The 15,101-nt window shown below is 74.2% G+C and carries 14 protein-coding genes; 6 read left to right on the plus strand and 8 right to left on the minus strand.

Going from position 1 to position 15,101, the window contains the following annotated elements:
- Window positions 1-67: 67 nt before the first annotated feature.
- The 3 genes from ACFYTE_RS10605 to hutU form a co-directional block, all read right to left on the minus strand.
- A complete protein-coding gene (locus ACFYTE_RS10605) occupies window positions 68-1,384 on the minus strand; it encodes a formimidoylglutamate deiminase (protein ID WP_388708347.1) in 1,317 nt (438 codons plus the stop codon).
- Window positions 1,385-1,401: 17 nt separating this feature from the next.
- A complete protein-coding gene (locus ACFYTE_RS10610; protein WP_388708350.1) occupies window positions 1,402-2,598 on the minus strand; it encodes an allantoate amidohydrolase in 1,197 nt (398 codons plus the stop codon).
- Window positions 2,599-2,819: 221 nt separating this feature from the next.
- Window positions 2,820-4,484, minus strand: a complete 1,665-nt coding sequence (gene hutU, locus ACFYTE_RS10615) for a urocanate hydratase (RefSeq protein ID WP_388707661.1) — start codon at window positions 4,482-4,484, stop codon at window positions 2,820-2,822.
- A 217-nt stretch (window positions 4,485-4,701) separates the two neighbouring features.
- Here hutU and ACFYTE_RS10620 point away from each other — a divergent pair, with 217 nt between their 5' ends.
- From ACFYTE_RS10620 to ACFYTE_RS10640, 5 genes are all read left to right on the plus strand, one after another.
- Complete coding sequence (locus tag ACFYTE_RS10620; RefSeq protein ID WP_388708352.1) at window positions 4,702-6,084, plus strand: diaminopimelate decarboxylase; 1,383 nt, start codon at window positions 4,702-4,704, stop codon at window positions 6,082-6,084.
- A gap of 168 nt (window positions 6,085-6,252) precedes the next feature.
- Window positions 6,253-6,645, plus strand: a complete 393-nt coding sequence (locus tag ACFYTE_RS10625) for a hypothetical protein (protein WP_388707664.1) — start codon at window positions 6,253-6,255, stop codon at window positions 6,643-6,645.
- Window positions 6,642-7,451, plus strand: a complete 810-nt coding sequence (locus ACFYTE_RS10630) for a transcriptional regulator (protein ID WP_388707667.1) — start codon at window positions 6,642-6,644, stop codon at window positions 7,449-7,451. The genes ACFYTE_RS10625 and ACFYTE_RS10630 overlap by 4 nt, the downstream gene beginning before the upstream one ends.
- A 31-nt stretch (window positions 7,452-7,482) precedes the next feature.
- A complete protein-coding gene (locus ACFYTE_RS10635; protein ID WP_388707670.1) occupies window positions 7,483-7,974 on the plus strand; it encodes a roadblock/LC7 domain-containing protein in 492 nt (163 codons plus the stop codon).
- 17 nt (window positions 7,975-7,991) lie between these two features.
- Window positions 7,992-8,366: a hypothetical protein gene (locus ACFYTE_RS10640; protein ID WP_388707673.1), complete on the plus strand. Its 375-nt coding sequence runs from the start codon at window positions 7,992-7,994 to the stop codon at window positions 8,364-8,366.
- A gap of 11 nt (window positions 8,367-8,377) precedes the next feature.
- Here ACFYTE_RS10640 and ACFYTE_RS10645 read toward each other — a convergent pair whose 3' ends face one another.
- The 3 genes from ACFYTE_RS10645 to ACFYTE_RS10655 all read right to left on the minus strand — a co-directional run bounded on the left by ACFYTE_RS10645 (window position 8,378) and on the right by ACFYTE_RS10655 (window position 11,823).
- The gene (locus ACFYTE_RS10645; protein WP_388707675.1) at window positions 8,378-8,980 is read right to left on the minus strand and encodes a hypothetical protein; all 603 of its coding nucleotides are present in this window, start codon (window positions 8,978-8,980) and stop codon (window positions 8,378-8,380) included.
- Between the two features lie 87 nt (window positions 8,981-9,067).
- On the minus strand, window positions 9,068-9,910 hold the full coding sequence (locus ACFYTE_RS10650; RefSeq protein ID WP_388707677.1) for a MurR/RpiR family transcriptional regulator: 843 nt from the start codon (window positions 9,908-9,910) through the stop codon (window positions 9,068-9,070).
- A gap of 881 nt (window positions 9,911-10,791) precedes the next feature.
- The gene (locus ACFYTE_RS10655; RefSeq protein WP_388707680.1) at window positions 10,792-11,823 is read right to left on the minus strand and encodes an SGNH/GDSL hydrolase family protein; all 1,032 of its coding nucleotides are present in this window, start codon (window positions 11,821-11,823) and stop codon (window positions 10,792-10,794) included.
- A gap of 161 nt (window positions 11,824-11,984) precedes the next feature.
- Between ACFYTE_RS10655 and ACFYTE_RS10660 the strand changes: the two genes are divergently transcribed.
- A complete protein-coding gene (locus ACFYTE_RS10660; RefSeq protein ID WP_388707682.1) occupies window positions 11,985-13,376 on the plus strand; it encodes a cystathionine beta-synthase in 1,392 nt (463 codons plus the stop codon).
- 511 nt (window positions 13,377-13,887) lie between these two features.
- Here the strand turns inward: ACFYTE_RS10660 and ACFYTE_RS10665 are convergent.
- Entirely contained in the window at window positions 13,888-14,334 is a 447-nt protein-coding gene (locus ACFYTE_RS10665) for a hypothetical protein (RefSeq protein WP_388707685.1), read from the minus strand.
- Window positions 14,335-14,419: 85 nt separating this feature from the next.
- On the minus strand, window positions 14,420-15,094 hold the full coding sequence (locus tag ACFYTE_RS10670; RefSeq protein ID WP_388707687.1) for a carbonic anhydrase: 675 nt from the start codon (window positions 15,092-15,094) through the stop codon (window positions 14,420-14,422).
- Window positions 15,095-15,101 lie beyond the last annotated feature (7 nt).

A 15,101-nucleotide genomic window follows, 5' to 3' on the forward strand; every position in this document is an offset into this window, starting at 1 on the left:
GTGGGCGGGCTGGTCGAGAGTGGACTGATCGGGGGCGGACTGGTCGGGGGCGGACTGGTCGGGGGCGTCAGGCGCGCAGGGCTTCGACCGCTGCCGCCAACGCCTGCGGGACATCGGGGACGAGTGTGTGCACCCCGTCGCGCACGACGTGCCGACCCGCGACGACCGTGTGCCGCACGTCCACCGCGCTCGCGGCGAATACGGCGGTCTCGGCGCCGAGCCTGGGCAGCGGCCCGGCCGTCCTGACCGAGTCGAGCGCGATCGTCGTGAGGTCGGCGAGCGCGCCCGCCTCGATGGTGCCCGCCTCGTCCCAGCCGAGGGCGGCGTGGCCGTCGGCGGTGGCGGCCCGCAGCAGGGCGGCGGCCGTCCAGTGGCCCCGGGCGCGGGTGCGCAGGCGCTCGTTCAGCTCCATGGCGCGCGCCTCTTCGAGCAGGTCGATGACGGCGTGGCTGTCGGAGCCGAGGCTGAGCGGGGAGCCCGCGCGTTGCAGGGCCGCCGCAGGGCCGATGCCGTCGGCCAGGTCCCGCTCGGTCGTCGGGCACATGCAGGTGCCGGTGCCGGAGCCGCCGAGCAGGGCGATGTCGTCGCCGGTGACATGGGTGTTGTGCACGCCGGTGGTGCGCGGGCCGAGGACGCCGTGGTCGGCGAGGAGCCGGGTGGGGGTGCGGCCGTGCGCCTCCAGGCATGCCTTGTTCTCGGCGGTCTGCTCGGACAGATGCACATGGAGCGGGGCCCGCCGCTCCTGCGCCCACCGTGCCACCGTCGCCAACTGCCCTGCGGGCACGGCCCGTACGGAGTGGACGGCCGCCCCGATCCGTGCGTGATCCCGCTCCTTGAGAAGTGAACAGCGTGTGGCCCAGGCCTCGGCGGTGCCGTCGGAGAAGCGGCGCTGATGGGTGGTGGGCGGGCTGCCGAAGCCGGCGGAGAGATAACAGGTGTCGAGGAGGGTGATGCGGATGCCGGCTTCGGCCGCGGCGTCGATGAGCGCCTCGCCCATGGCGTTCGGGTCGGCGTAGGGGGTGCCGCCGGGCGCGTGGTGCACATAGTGGAACTCGCCGACCGCCGTGACGCCCGCCAGCGCCATCTCCGCGTACACGGCGCGGGCCAGCGCGTGGTAGGTGTCCGGGGTCAGCTTGTCGGCGAACGAGTACATGACCTCGCGCCAGGTCCAGAAGGTGCCGGAGCCGACCTGGACGGTGCCGCGCAGGGCGCGGTGGAAGGCGTGGCTGTGCGCGTTGGCCAGCCCGGGGAGCGTGAGACCGCGCAGCACCTCGGCCCCGGACGGCGGGGCAGGCGTCTCCTTGCGGACAGCCGTGATGCGGCCGTTCGCCACCTCGGCGGCCACGCCCGGCTCGACCCGGTCGCCGAGCCAGGCGTGTTCCATCCAGTAGGTCGTCTTGATCACGCGCGGGCCAGCCCTTCCAGTACGTCGGCGAGCGCGGTCACCCCGGCCGCGCAGTCGTCCTCGGCGGCGAACTCGGCCGGGGAGTGCGAGACCCCGGTGGGGTTGCGCACGAACAGCATGGCGGTCGGGACGCTCCCGGAGAGGATTCCCGCGTCGTGTCCGGCACCGGTTCCCAGGACGGGCACCTTCAGGCGCGTCCCCAGGATGCGGGCGAGTTCGTCGCGCAGGGCGTGGTCGAACTCGACGACGGGCGTGAAGGACTCGCGGACCACGTCGACGTCGACGCCGTGGGCGGCGGCGTACTCGCGCGCGGCCTGCTCCACACCCGTGACGACCGTGTCGAGGGCCGTCTGGTCGGCGGCGCGTGCGTCGAGCCAGCCGCGCACCAGAGAGGGGATGGCGTTGACCCCGTTCGGCTCGACGGCGATCTTGCCGAAGGTGGCGACGGCGGCGGCCAGCCGGGCCTCGCGGCGGGCGGCGAGCACGGTCTCGGCGTACGGCAGCATCGGGTCGCGCCGGTCGGCGAGCCGGGTGGTGCCGGCGTGGTTGGCCTCGCCGCGGAAGTCGAGCCGCCACCGCCCGTGCGGCCAGATGGCGTCGGCGAGGCCGACCGGGTCGCCGGACAGGTCGAGCGCCCGGCCCTGCTCGACGTGGAGTTCCACGAACGCGCCGATGCGGGCCAGCCGCTCAGGGTCCGGCCCGATGGTGTCGGGGTCGTGTCCGGCGGCGGCCATGGCCCGGGGCAGCGTGACGCCGTCGGCGTCGGTCAGCCGGTGCGCCTGCTCGACGGTGAGCTGTCCGGCGGTCAGCCGGGAGCCGACACAGGCGAGCCCGAACCGGGCGCCCTCCTCGTCGCCGAAGTTCACGATGGCGAGGGGCCGGCCGAACGGCACGCCCCTTGACCGCAGTTCGTCGAGGGAGGCGAAGGCGGACACCACGCCGAGTGGCCCGTCGAAGGCGCCGCCGTCGGGCACGGAGTCGAGGTGCGACCCGGTGACCACGGCGTCCCCGGCGGCCGGGTCCCCCAGCCAGGCCCACTGGTTGCCGTTGCGGTCGGTCTCGTACGCGAGCCCGCGCCGCTCGGCCTGCTCCCGGAACCAGGCACGGCACTCGGCATCGGCCCCGGTCCAGGCGTAGCGCCGGTAGCCGCCCGAGTCGGGGTGCCGGCCGATGGGCAGCAGTTCGGCCCACATCTCGTGGAAGGAGGGCGTGCGGTGGCCTGCGGGCCCGCCGGGCCCGTCGTGGCCGGCGGCCCCGCGAGGCCGTGGGCCGTCGTGCCGCGGGGTGGCCGGGGACCCGCCCGAACCCGTGCTTGTCGCGGATTCCTGGGGGAAGGTGGGCACGGCCGCACCCGTGGACGGCGACGCGTCCTCGGCGCCCGCCGGAAGGCCGCCCTGCCCGCCCGGATCCCGGCTCACGCGTCGTCACCCTCACGCATCGGCACCCGCACGCCGCGCTCGGCGGCCACCGACTCGGCGCTGTCGTAGCCCGCGTCCACATGCCGGATGACGCCCATGCCGGGGTCGTTGGTGAGCACGCGGCGGATCTTCTCGCCGCCGAGCTTCGTGCCGTCGGCCACCGTCACCTGGCCGGCGTGGATGGAGCGGCCCATGCCGACGCCGCCGCCGTGGTGGATGGAGACCCAGGAGGCGCCGGAGGCCACGTTGACCATGGCGTTCAGCAGCGGCCAGTCGGCGATCGCGTCGGAGCCGTCGAGCATGGCCTCGGTCTCGCGGTACGGGGAGGCGACGGAGCCGCAGTCGAGGTGGTCGCGGCCGATGGCGAGGGGGGCCGCCAGTTCGCCGGACGCCACCATGTCGTTGAAGCGCTCGCCGGCCTTGTCGCGCTCGCCGTAGCCGAGCCAGCAGATGCGGGCGGGCAGGCCCTGGAAGTGGACGCGCTCGCCGGCCATCCTGATCCAGCGGGCCAGGGACTCGTTCTCCGGGAACAGCTCCAGGATCGCCTTGTCGGTCTTGGCGATGTCGGCCGCCTCACCCGACAGGGCCGCCCACCGGAAGGGGCCCTTGCCTTCGCAGAACAGCGGGCGGATATAGGCGGGGACAAAGCCGGGGAAGGCGAACGCCCGGTCGTATCCGGCGAGTTGCGCCTCGCCGCGGATCGAGTTGCCGTAGTCGAAGACCTCCGCGCCGGCGTCCTGGAAGCCGACCATGGCCTCGACGTGCCGGGCCATGGACTCGCGGGCGCGGGTGGTGAAGCCGGCCGGGTCCTTGGCGGCGGCGGAGGCCATGTCGTCGAAGGCGATGCCGACCGGCAGGTACGCCAGCGGGTCGTGGGCGGAGGTCTGGTCGGTGACGATGTCGATCGGGGCGTTCATCGCGAGCAGGTCCGGGACCAGTTCGGCCGCGTTGCCGAGGACGCCGATGGACAGCGGGCGGCGGGCGTCGCGCGCCTCCACGGCCAGGCGGAGGGCATGGTCGACGGAGTCGGCCCGGACGTCGAGGTAGCGGTGCTCGATGCGCCGCTCGATGGCGCGCGGGTCGCAGTCGACGCAGATGACGACGCCGTCGTTCATGGTGACGGCGAGCGGCTGGGCGCCGCCCATGCCGCCGAGCCCCGCGGTCAGGGTGATCGTCCCCGCAAGGGTGCCGCCGAACTTCTTCGCGGCGACCGCGGCGAAGGTCTCGTAGGTGCCCTGGAGGATGCCCTGGGTGCCGATGTAGATCCACGAGCCGGCGGTCATCTGGCCGTACATGGTCAGGCCCAGGGCCTCCAGACGACGGAACTCCTCCCAGTTGGCCCAGTCGCCGACGAGGTTGGAGTTGGCGAGCAGGACGCGCGGGGCCCACTCGTGGGTCTGCATCACGCCGACCGGGCGGCCGGACTGGACGAGCATGGTCTCGTCCTGCTTGAGGGTCTTCAGGGTGCGGGTCATGGCGTCGAAGGAGCGCCAGTCGCGGGCGGCCTTGCCGGTGCCGCCGTAGACGACGAGCTTGTCGGGGTGCTCGGCGACCTCCGGGTCCAGGTTGTTCTGCAGCATCCGCAGGGCGGCCTCCTGCTGCCATCCCAGGGCGCTCAGTTCCGTACCGCGGGGCGCTCGTACGGCGCGGGGTCCTGACATGGTGTGCCTCCTAGCGGATCGCTCCCGGCGGGTCCTGCGACATGTTGCTGTGGTTATTCACATCCTGGCGCCATGAATAGAACTAGTCAATACGGGGGCGGGCCACCGCGGGAGGCGTCACGGATGTTTGGCTGGACGCATGGGCTCAGGCAACGACTGGACGGGGGGCGCCGTGGACACCGGTGAAGACGCGCACACGGACGGGACCTACGACGAGATGCGCGAGGGGGCGCGCGGACACGCGGCGGACGGAGACGGCCGGGCCGGCCGGCGGGACCAGGCGGTGCGGGCCGCCGTGGCGCAGGGGCTGCTCGGGCCCACGGCACCCGTCGTCGGACTGCTGGACGTCACCGGCATCCGGGACTCGGCGGCGGCACTGCGGGCGGCGTTCGACGCGGTGGTGGCACCGGGCACGCCGGTGCTGCACGCCTTCGCCGTGAAGGCGACGCCGCTGGTGGCCGTCGTGCGGCTGCTGGACGGCGAGGGCATCGGCGCGGAGGTGGCCAGCGCGGGCGAGCTGGCGCTGGCGCGGGCGGCCGGCGTTCCGCCGCAGCGCACCGTGCTCGACTCGCCCGCCAAGACGCCCGCCGAACTGCGCGAGGCGCTGGCGCTGGGCATCGCGGTCAACGCGGACAACGCACAGGAACTGGACCGCATCGACGGCCTGGTGCGGTCGGCGCCCACCCGCTCCCGGCTGGGCATCCGGGTCAATCCGCAGATCGGCGGGGGTTCCATCGGGGCCACCTCGACGGCGACGGCGACCTCCAAGTTCGGGGTGGCGCTGCGCGACGAGGGCGCCCGCGAGTGGGTCGTACGGGCCTTCCTGGACCGGCCGTGGCTGACCCGGCTGCATGCGCACACCGGCTCGCAGGGCATCCCGCTGACGCTGCTGGCGCAGGGCGTGGCGGAGACGTACGCGCTGGCCGAGGAGATCAACGGGCGCGCCGGGCGGCGGCAGATCGACACGCTCGACATCGGCGGCGGACTGCCGGTGAACTTCGAGTCGGACGCGACGGCTCCGACCTACGCGCGGTACGCCCGGGTGCTGCGGGAGGCCGTGCCGGGGCTGTTCGACGGGCGGTACGGGCTGGTGACCGAGTTCGGGCGGTCGCTGCTGGCCAAGCACGGCACCGTCGTGGCACGGGTGGAGTACGCCAAGAGCGCCGGCGGGCGACGGGTCGCGGTGACCCACGCGGGCGTGCAGCTGGCGACGCGGACGGTGTACGCGCCGACGGCGTGGCCGCTCAGGATCGCCGCGTACGACGCGAAGGGACGGCCCAAGGCCGGGCCCGAGGTGGTGCAGGACGTGGCCGGGCCGGCCTGCTTCTCCGGCGACCTGCTGGCCGAGGGGCGTGCGCTGCCCCTGCTGGACCAGGGGGACTACGCGGCGGCGCTGGACACGGGCGCCTACTACTTCGCCCACCACTACGCGTACAACTCCCTGGCCCGGCCCGGGGTGTACGGCTTCGCGCCGGACGGCACGGGCGAGGTGGCCTTCGCGACGGTGCGGGCGCCGCAGACGATCGAGGAGATCGTGGCCGAATCGGGAGGGTCGCACGCCGCCGCACTCACCACCCTCCGGGCACCCGAGCACCCCTGACGCACCCCCGGGCACGGTGGCCATGGCCTCGCGGCGCACCACAGTTGAGTCACCCTAGTTCATCGGCCGCATGTTCCTTAGGAAAATGCCAGAAGCCTCACCCGTCCCGCACACCGCGCGTAGTGTCGTCGTCACTCAGCCGGAGTCCCAGGCGGGAGGGGAGCCACGGTGCCCGGAATCGACGAGTGCCTACTGGAAGCCATGCGACTGCCCGGTGCCCGGGGCGCCGCGCTGGTCGACTGGACGAGCGGACTGGCCCTGGGCACCGTCGGGGAGGCCCCCGGCGAGGACCATGAGACATCCGCGGCGGAGGCCGCCGAGCTGGCCCGGCTGGCCGCCGAGCACGGGGCGTTCGCCGCCGCCGACGACCCCGGCGGCGAACGCCCCCCGGTCGAGGACCTGATCGTCAGCAACCGGGACAGCTACCACCTGCTGCGGTTCGTGGACACGCCCTTCGACAGCACCGTCTTCCTGCACCTGTGGCTGGCCCGCGAGGACGGCAACCTCGCGCTCGCCCGTATCCGGCTCGGCGAGATGGCCGGCCGACTGGTGCTGGAATGACCGTGGTCGCCATACCGCCACCGCCGCTGCCCGTGCGGAACGGGGCGACCGCCTGGGAGCGGACCCACGGCGCCCTGTCCCCGATGCTCACCCGGCTCGCCGACGAGCGGGCCACCGGGGTGCTCGTGCGCGAGCACGGCACGCTGCTGCTGCACGAGGGCCGGGTGATCCACGCGGAGAGTCCCTTCGCGCCCGGTCTCGATGTGCTCCTCACCGCCCGGGGCACGCTCGACGAGGCCGTGTGGCGGCAGGCCGCGGAACGGGCCGCCGACCCGCACGGCGCCGTCCGGCTGCTGCTCGACGCCGGCCGGCTGACCACGGGCGCGCTGGAGCTGTGCCACCTGGGCGCGCTGTACGACGCCGGGTACTTCGCGCTGGCCCCCAGCAGCGCCCCGGGCCGCTTCCGCTACGAGGCCGTGGCCCGGCCCGGACCGCTGCGTCCGGTCCCCGTGACGGCGCTGGAGCGCGAGACGCTGCGCCGCCGCCTGCTGCTGCACCGCATCTGGCCCGACCCGGCCGTCGACGAGGCGCCGCTGATCCGGGCCGACCCGGTCGCGGCCCCGCCTCTCACGCCGCGCGGGCGGGCGGTGCTGGACCGCGCGGACGGCGTCCGCACGGCCCCCGAGATCGCCCGTGAACTGGGCAGACACGCGTTCCACACCCTGGTGGACGTACGACGGCTGGCGGCGGCCGGGCTGCTGTCGCCGGGTCGCTCGACGGCCACCGCTCCCCCACCCGCCCCCGAGGTCACCGACCCCGACATCGCGCTGCTGAAGAGGCTCAGGGATGCGCTGGAGGCCCTTTGAACGGCACCGTCCCACCGAGAGGAGACACCTGATGGCGGCCGAGTCGGACATCCTCGACGAGCTGCGTCGACTGCGCACCCGCGTCCCCCAGCTCACCGGCGCACTCGCGGCCGGCGTCGACGGTCTCGTCGTCGCCCATGACACCCCGGGCGTCGATCCCGAGGGCCTGGCCGCGCTCACCGCCGCCGCGCTCGGCGTCGCCGTGCGGCTCGCCGACGCGACCGGCCAGGGCGAGCTGCGGGAACTGCTCGTGCGCGGCTCCGGCGGCTATGTCGCCACCTATGCGGCGGGCCGCACCGCGGTCCTCACCCTGCTCACCCAGGACCGGGTCAACGTCGGCCGGCTGCACCTGGAGGGCCGCCGGGCCGCCGCCCGGATCGGCGAGCTGGTCGACGCCGCGGAGAGCGCCGCGGCGGAGCGGGCCGGGAAACCGGCAGCGGGCCGTACCGCCGCCGCACGTACCAGAACCGCGCGCGCCCAGGGCGCCGCCATGACCGACGCGCGCACCGCAACCGACAGTTGACGAAAGGAACCACCGCCATGGCCAACACCGAAACAGCGTTGAAAGAGGCGCTCACCTCCATCGAGGGCGCCACCGGCGTCGCACTGGTCGACTACACCAGCGGGATGGCGCTGGGCACGATGGGCGGCAGCAAGACCTTCGACCTGAACGTGGCCGCCGCCGGCAACACCGACGTCATCCGGGCCAAGATGCGCACCATGGAGCACCTGGGCCTGAAGAGCGAGATCGAGGACATCCTGATCACGCTGAGCAACCAGTACCACCTGATCCGGCTGCTCAAGGGGCGGGGCGGCAACGGCCTGTTCCTGTATCTGGTGCTGGACTCCGGCCGGGCCAACCTCGCGATGGCCCGGCACCAGCTGAAGAAGATAGAGCAGGACCTGGAGGTCTGAGGAGGCCCCGGTCAGACGAGTGCCGCGGTGCGGCGGCGCGCCCCTCCCGGAGCCGCGTCGCCCGCCGCGATGCCCGTGCCCCGGTACGCCCTGACGGCCTTGCCGGCCGGGCGCCCGCCGCGCCCGTCGAGCCAGTCGACCCGCACCCACAGCAGCGCGTCCCCGGCCCGCTCCCGCCGCCCGAGCCAAGCGGCCTTGAGCCGCAGCCCGGCACCGGTCCCGGCCAGCAGCATGCCGCCGGCCGCGGGCACGGCGAACGCGCTGCCGAGCGCGGCGAGGAAGGCGAGCAGCAGCCACCAGCGGTGGCCGCGGCGCCAGGCGCGGACCGTCACCGCCCGGTCCTGGAGCACATCGTGCCGGCCGGCGCGGGCCACGCCGACCGCGAGGGCCGTGTAGCGGCGGCGCCGGGTGTAGGCCACGACGGCGGCGCCGAGGATGAACAGCGCGGCCCCGCCGAGCACGCCGATCCGGCGCCCGGTCACACCCGGTACGAGCACGCCGATGCCGGCCGCGCACACCCCCAGCCACCACAGCGGTGCCGCCCCGGCCCGCACCACGACGGCCACTCGGGCCAGGCCCTGTCCTCCATGTCCTCCATGTCCTCCGCGTGCCACGTCCGGCCTCCCGTCTTCCGGCTGCTTCGAGTGCCTGCGCGCAGGCACGGTAACGGGACAACGTGAGACAAGTCTGAGAGCGGCAGGTCACTCCACGAACAGCCCGCGTGCCGCCGCCTTCGTGTCGAACTCCTCCAGCCGCGCCTGGGCGTCCGGCAGGTCGTCGCACATCGCCTCCAGCAGCACCCGCCCGAGCAGCATCGGCGCGCACGCGGTGTCGAAGGCGAGGCCCGTGCCGACGGCGGCGGGCAGCAGCAGGTCACTGTGGCGGGCGACGGGCGCGAACGCCGAGTCGGCGACGGTGACCACGGTCAGCCCGGCGGCCTTGGCGTATGCCAGGGTGTCCACGACCTCGCGCGGGTGCCGTGGCAGGGCGAAGCACAGCAGCGCGCTCGCGCCCGCCCGGACGGCCGCGTCGACCCGGTCCTGGATCATGGTGCCGCCCTCGTCGAGCAGCCGGACGTCCGGGTGCACCTTGGCGGCGAAGTACGCGAAGCCGTACGCCTGCGCGGCAGCCGCGCGCAGCCCGAGCACCGGCAGCGGCCGGGAGGCGGCCAGGACGCGGCCCGCCTTGTGCACCGGCCGCGGGTCGGCGAGGACCTCCGCCAGATGCCGCAGGTTCTCGATCTCCGCCTCGACGGCCTGCTGGTACTCGTTGTGGGACGCCGCGTTCGGGGCCGGTTCGGCGGGCACCACGTCGCGCAGGTGCCTGCGCAGGGCCGGGTAGCCGTCGAAGCCGAGGGCGACCGCGAACCGGGTCACCGACGGCTGGCTGACCCCGGCCAGTTCGGCCAGCTCCACGCTGGACAGGAACGGCACGTCGGCGGCCCGCCGCACCATGCTGTGCGCGATGCGCCGCTGGGTCGGCGTGAGCCGGTGCCCTTCGAAGAGCGCCTGCAGGCGGGTCGCAGGGCTGTCGGTCACGCTCATCACGTGCTCCCCCTCCAGATGACCATAAGACTCGGACTCCCTCGGACCCGGACGCCGATCGACGCCGGAGCACAGGGCGCCCTATTCACACACCAAGAACTCTGCATGACCGTATACAGCCGGGCAAGGCACACCCGCTGATCCCAGCCGTGCTCCCCGGAGCCCCGCGCCCGCGACCCGGCTTTACGGGTCTCGGTGCATGCGGCGCGGCCATCCCACGGTCCCGCGTACATGACCGGGGCTACCCAACGACCCCGCGAGCCCGCGGGGTCGGCCCGACTGTCCCGGCACGCCGCGCCCGCGACCCGCCTACACGAGACTCGGCGCACGCGGCGCGGCCATCCCCGGGAGCGGCCCGGACTACACCTGGGGCCCCGCGCAACAGGGCGCAGCTATCCCGCGGGCCTGCGTACGCGACGCAGCCACCCCGCGAGCTTGCACGCGGCCGGGGCCGCCCCAGGGACCCTGCGCACGCGGCCTGAGCCACCCAGCGACCCCTCGTACACGGCCCGGCCACACCGCGGCCCCGCCCACGCAGCGCGGCTACCTCGCGACCCCTCGCACTCGGCCCTGCTACTCCAAGACCCCGCCCACGCCACCCGGCCACACCGCGACCCCGCGTACGCGGCGCGGCCGGTCGCGGCCACGGCCCCGCGGCCCGGCCGCTCCAAGACCCCGCCCACGCAGCGCGGCTACCTCGCGACCCCTCGCACTCGGCCCTGCTACTCCAAGACCCCGCCCACTCGGCCCGGCCACACCGCGACCCCGCCCACGCAGCGCGGCTACCTCGCGACCCCGTGTACGCGGCGTGGGCCGGTCGGCGCCGCACCAGAGCCACAACCGGGGCACCCCGGATGGCCCGATACGGCTTGGTGGGGTTGTCAGGACGGCTGGGCGGTGGGGGTGGACGCCGGTTCCGGTTCGGTGAGCCGGCGCCGACGGCGGCGCTTGAGCAGTGCCCAGGGCCCCCGCGGCCCCGTGGGCATGGCCGCGGTGACCTCGGTGCCCGCTTCGTCCGCGGCCTCCGCCGCCGCACGGGCCACCGGCAGGAACCCCTCGCGCCGCGACACGTCCGGGCGCTCCTCGTCCGCCGGCCACAGGCCGAGGGCCGCGCACACCGTCGGCAGTATCGCCATCGCGGCCGTGGCGTAGCCCTCGGCGGACGGGTGGTAGTTGTCCGGTCCGAACAGCTCGCGCGGGTTCGCCGCGAACTCGGGGCCGAGCAGATCGCCGAGCGACACCGCGCGGCCCCCCTGCTCCACCACCCCGATCGTCTGGGCCGCCGCCAGCTGCCGCGAGGCCCGGCGCGCCAGCCAGCGCAGCGGCTGCTGCACCGGCTCGATGGTGCCGAGGTCGGGGCAGGTACCCACGACGACCTCGGCACCGGCCGTGCGCAGCCGCCGTACCGCCCCCGACAGATGCCTGACCGAACGCGTCGGCGGCATCCGGTGGGTCACGTCGTTCGCGCCGACCATGATCACGCACACGTCCGGTACCGGCGCGCCCACGGCCACCACCAGGCTCACCTGACGGTCCAGGTCATCCGACTGGGCCCCCGGCAGGGCGACGTTCCGCAGCTCCACCGGACGCTCGGCCACGGCCGAAAGGCCCGACGCCAGCAGCGCGCCCGGGGTCTGGCCCGCCCGGTGCACGCCCTGGCCCGCCGCCGTGGAGTCCCCGAGCATGGCCAGCCGCAGGGGTGGCTCACCGGGCACCTCGTAGGCCCGGCCGTACTCTCCCTCCGCCGACGGGACCCGGTCGGCGGTGCCGTTGCCCACGTGCCGCTTGGCCAGCTGCACCTCGGCCAGCAGCAGGCCGACGGCGGCCGCGCCGACCAGCCCGACTCCGCCGCCGCCGTACGCCGCGCCGGCCGCGATCCGACGGGCCACCCTCGCCCTCGACATGCTCGTCATGCGTCGCCGCCACCTCCTCGTAGCCCTACATCCACTCCTTGCCCCGTACTGCCTGTCCGCCAATCTCAACAGCGAGTGAACGCCAGCCCGGGCGGGGCCGCTGGCCTTAGGCTGACGGAACCAGTACGACCACTTCTTTGTGCAAGCAACCGGAGACAACGGTGCAATTCCACGACTCGATGATCAGCCTCGTCGGCAACACCCCGCTGCTGAGGCTCAACAGCGTGACCAAGGGCATTCGGGCGACCGTCCTGGCCAAGGTGGAGTACTTCAACCCGGGCGGCAGCGTGAAGGACCGCATCGCTCTGCGCATGATCGAGGCCGCCGAGCAGAGCGGGGAGCTGAAGCCGGGGGGCACCATCGTCGAGCCGACCAGCGGCAACACCGGCGTGGGTCTGGCGATCGTGGCCCAGCAGAAGGGCTACCGGTGCATCTTCGTGTGCCCGGACAAGGTGAGCACCGACAAGATCAACGTGCTGCGGGCGTACGGGGCCGAAGTGGTCGTCTGCCCGACCGCCGTGGCGCCCGAGCACCCGGACTCCTACTACAACGTCTCCGACCGGCTGGTGCGCGAGACCCCCGGGGCCTGGAAGCCGGACCAGTACTCCAACCCCAACAACCCGCTCTCCCACTACCACTCGACCGGGCCCGAGCTGTGGCAGCAGACCGACGGCCGGATCACCCACTTCGTGGCGGGCGTCGGCACCGGCGGCACCATCTCCGGCACCGGCCGCTATCTGAAGGACGTCAGCGACGGCCGGGTCAAGGTGATCGGCGCCGACCCGGAGGGCTCCGTCTACTCCGGCGGCTCCGGGCGCCCGTACCTGGTCGAGGGCGTCGGTGAGGACTTCTGGCCGACCGCCTACGACCGGACCGTCGCCGACGAGATCGTCGCCGTGTCCGACAAGGACTCCTTCCAGATGACCCGCCGGCTGGCGAAGGAGGAGGGCCTGCTGGTCGGCGGCTCCTGCGGCATGGCGGTGGTGGCCGCGCTGCGGGTGGCCGAGCGGCTGGGCCCGGACGACGTCGTGGTCGTCCTCCTGCCCGACAGCGGCCGCGGCTACCTCAGCAAGATCTTCAACGACGAGTGGATGGCCGACTACGGCTTCCTGGAGGACGAGGGCCCGAGCGCCCGGGTCGGCGACGTCCTCAACGACAAGGTGGGCGGTCACATCCCCTCACTCGTCCATATGCACCCGGACGAGACCGTCGGCCAGGCCATCGAGGTGCTGCGCGAGTACGGCGTCTCCCAGATGCCGGTCGTGAAGCCGGGCGCCGGCCACCCCGACGTGATGGCCGCGGAGGTCGTGGGCTCGGTGGTGGAACGGGAACTGCTCGACGCCCTGTTCAGCAAGCGGGCCTCGCTGGAGGACCCGCTGGAGAAGCACATGTGCGCCCCGCTGCCCCAGGTCGGATCCGGCGAGCCGGTCGCCGACCTGATGTCGGTGCTCGGCGCGGCGGACGCGGCGATCGTCCTCGTCGAGGGCAAGCCGACCGGCGTGGTCAGCCGGCAGGACCTGCTGGCTTTTCTCGCCAAGGGCGGAAAGCAGTAGCGAATCTCCGGTGAACCGCCGGTGTCCGCGGCGAACGTGCGGTGTCCGGCGGCTTCGCAGCCGTTTCGCAAGTGGTACGAGCGCGTCACGTGCACGCAGCACCCGCTTAACACGCGTCCGGCACATTAGTGGGTGTCGGCAGGGCGGGAGCGGCTCCCCGCCCCGGCCGGCGCCGAACGGCGCCAAGGACCTCCGGAGCGGCTCCCGGACCTCCATGGACGCCACGGACGCGCAAGCCCGGCCTGACCCGGCCCGCGTCCCTCGCGGGGACCGCCGTCGTCCCGCCCCCCGGCAACGGGGGTGCGGCGGTCCCCGCGCACACTTCTCTCCGGGCCTGCCCCGGCCCGCCTCTTTCCTCCGGGGTTACCCGGCCCGCTTCTTACCTCCGGGATGCCCGGTGCGCCTGTTGCCTCCGGCGTACCTGTCCGCCTTCCCCGGGGGTGCCGGTCCGCTTCTTGCTTCGCGCGTGCCCGGTGCGTCGTCGTGACCCGGGGTACGCCCCGGCCCGCCGTCACTCCTCCCAGGCGTCGTCCCTGGGGGACGAGCCCGCGCGGTGGCGCAGCCGGCCGAACAGGCCCGGGGTGGTGCGGGCGGCCTGGACCGTGTTGACGCCGACGATGCCCACCCAGGTGACGACCAGACCGGGCAGATGGCCGACGGCACCGCCGATCGCGGACAACGGGATCGCCAGCACCATCGAGACGATGCCGAACCCGAACCGCTCCCCCCAGGAGTCGGTCGGCTTCGGGGACCGGGAGCCCCGCGCGACCTGCATCTGCTGTTCGGCGAGCTGTCTGCGCATCCGGCGCTCCACCGCGCCGTCGATGCGCTGGTCGACCTTCTCCAGGAACGAGTCGACCAGCGCGGACTCGTACTCCTCGCCGAGTTCCCGACGCGCCTGAAGGGTGGCGTCGAGTTCCTTCTTCAGGTCGGCGTCCCGCGCCTCGATTCCGGTCATACGGGCACCGTAGGGGGCCGGGTCGCCCGCCGCACTGGGGTTAGCCCCCCTCTTGGCGTCAGGACAGCGGCCTCAGGGCGGGGTGTCAGGGCAGCAGGGAGACGAGCCCGGTGCCGAGGTCGCAGCGGGCCGCCACGACGTACGCCGGAGCGAACGCCGGGTCCGCGCGGATCGCGTCCCGGACCCAGGCGGTGTGGGCGCGCATGGTGTGCTCGGCCCAGTCGCCGGGGACCGCCCGGGTCCGGCGCGCCGCGGGGATGATCTCGCCGACGAGCAGCCGTAGATGCCCCGGCACCGGCGCGCCCGTTCGCAGGTGCTCCAGGGTGGCGGCGACGGCACCGCAGCGCTCGTGCCCGAGGACCAGCACGAGGGGGATGCGCAGTTCCTCCACGCCGTACTGGACGCAGGCGAGCACCGCCTCGTCGAGCACCTGGCCGGCGGTCCGGGTGCACAGCAGGTCACCGAGGCCCTGGTCGAAGACGAGTTCCGGCGGCACGCGGGAGTCGACGCAGCCGACGACCGCCGCGAAGGGGCGCTGCTCGGCTGCGGGCACGCGGCGCCGTCCGCGGTCGCCGTGCGGGTGGCGGGGGCGGCCGGCGGCGTAGCGACGGTTGCCGGCGAGGAGTGCGTCCAGGGCGGCGGGCGCGGTGCGCGGGGGACGGGACGGGGGGCCGGGCGTGGCCGCCGCCGGTGTCGCGGGGGCGGCGGCCAGCGCGCCGACGGCGGTGGCCGTCAGGAAGGCCCTGCGGTTCGGGACCATGACGCTT

The sequence above is a fragment of the Streptomyces sp. NPDC004629 genome (assembly GCF_042873595.1).
Classification (GTDB): Bacteria; Actinomycetota; Actinomycetes; order Streptomycetales; family Streptomycetaceae; genus Streptomyces.

Excerpts from the sequence above, each read along its gene's own strand:
- ACFYTE_RS10605 (WP_388708347.1), bottom strand. The coding sequence starts at position 1,384 with ATGGAACACGCCTGGCTCGGCGACCGGGTCGAGCCGGGCGTGGCCGCC.
- ACFYTE_RS10610 (WP_388708350.1), bottom strand. The coding sequence starts at position 2,598 with ATGTGGGCCGAACTGCTGCCCATCGGCCGGCACCCCGACTCGGGCGGC.
- hutU (WP_388707661.1), bottom strand. The coding sequence starts at position 4,484 with ATGTCAGGACCCCGCGCCGTACGAGCGCCCCGCGGTACGGAACTGAGC.
- ACFYTE_RS10620 (WP_388708352.1), top strand. The coding sequence starts at position 4,702 with ATGCGCGAGGGGGCGCGCGGACACGCGGCGGACGGAGACGGCCGGGCC.
- ACFYTE_RS10630 (WP_388707667.1), top strand. The coding sequence starts at position 6,642 with ATGACCGTGGTCGCCATACCGCCACCGCCGCTGCCCGTGCGGAACGGG.
- ACFYTE_RS10635 (WP_388707670.1), top strand. The coding sequence starts at position 7,483 with ATGGCGGCCGAGTCGGACATCCTCGACGAGCTGCGTCGACTGCGCACC.
- ACFYTE_RS10640 (WP_388707673.1), top strand. The coding sequence starts at position 7,992 with ATGGCCAACACCGAAACAGCGTTGAAAGAGGCGCTCACCTCCATCGAG.
- ACFYTE_RS10650 (WP_388707677.1), bottom strand. The coding sequence starts at position 9,910 with ATGAGCGTGACCGACAGCCCTGCGACCCGCCTGCAGGCGCTCTTCGAA.
- ACFYTE_RS10655 (WP_388707680.1), bottom strand. The coding sequence starts at position 11,823 with ATGACGAGCATGTCGAGGGCGAGGGTGGCCCGTCGGATCGCGGCCGGC.
- ACFYTE_RS10665 (WP_388707685.1), bottom strand. The coding sequence starts at position 14,334 with ATGACCGGAATCGAGGCGCGGGACGCCGACCTGAAGAAGGAACTCGAC.
- ACFYTE_RS10670 (WP_388707687.1), bottom strand. The coding sequence starts at position 15,094 with ATGGTCCCGAACCGCAGGGCCTTCCTGACGGCCACCGCCGTCGGCGCG.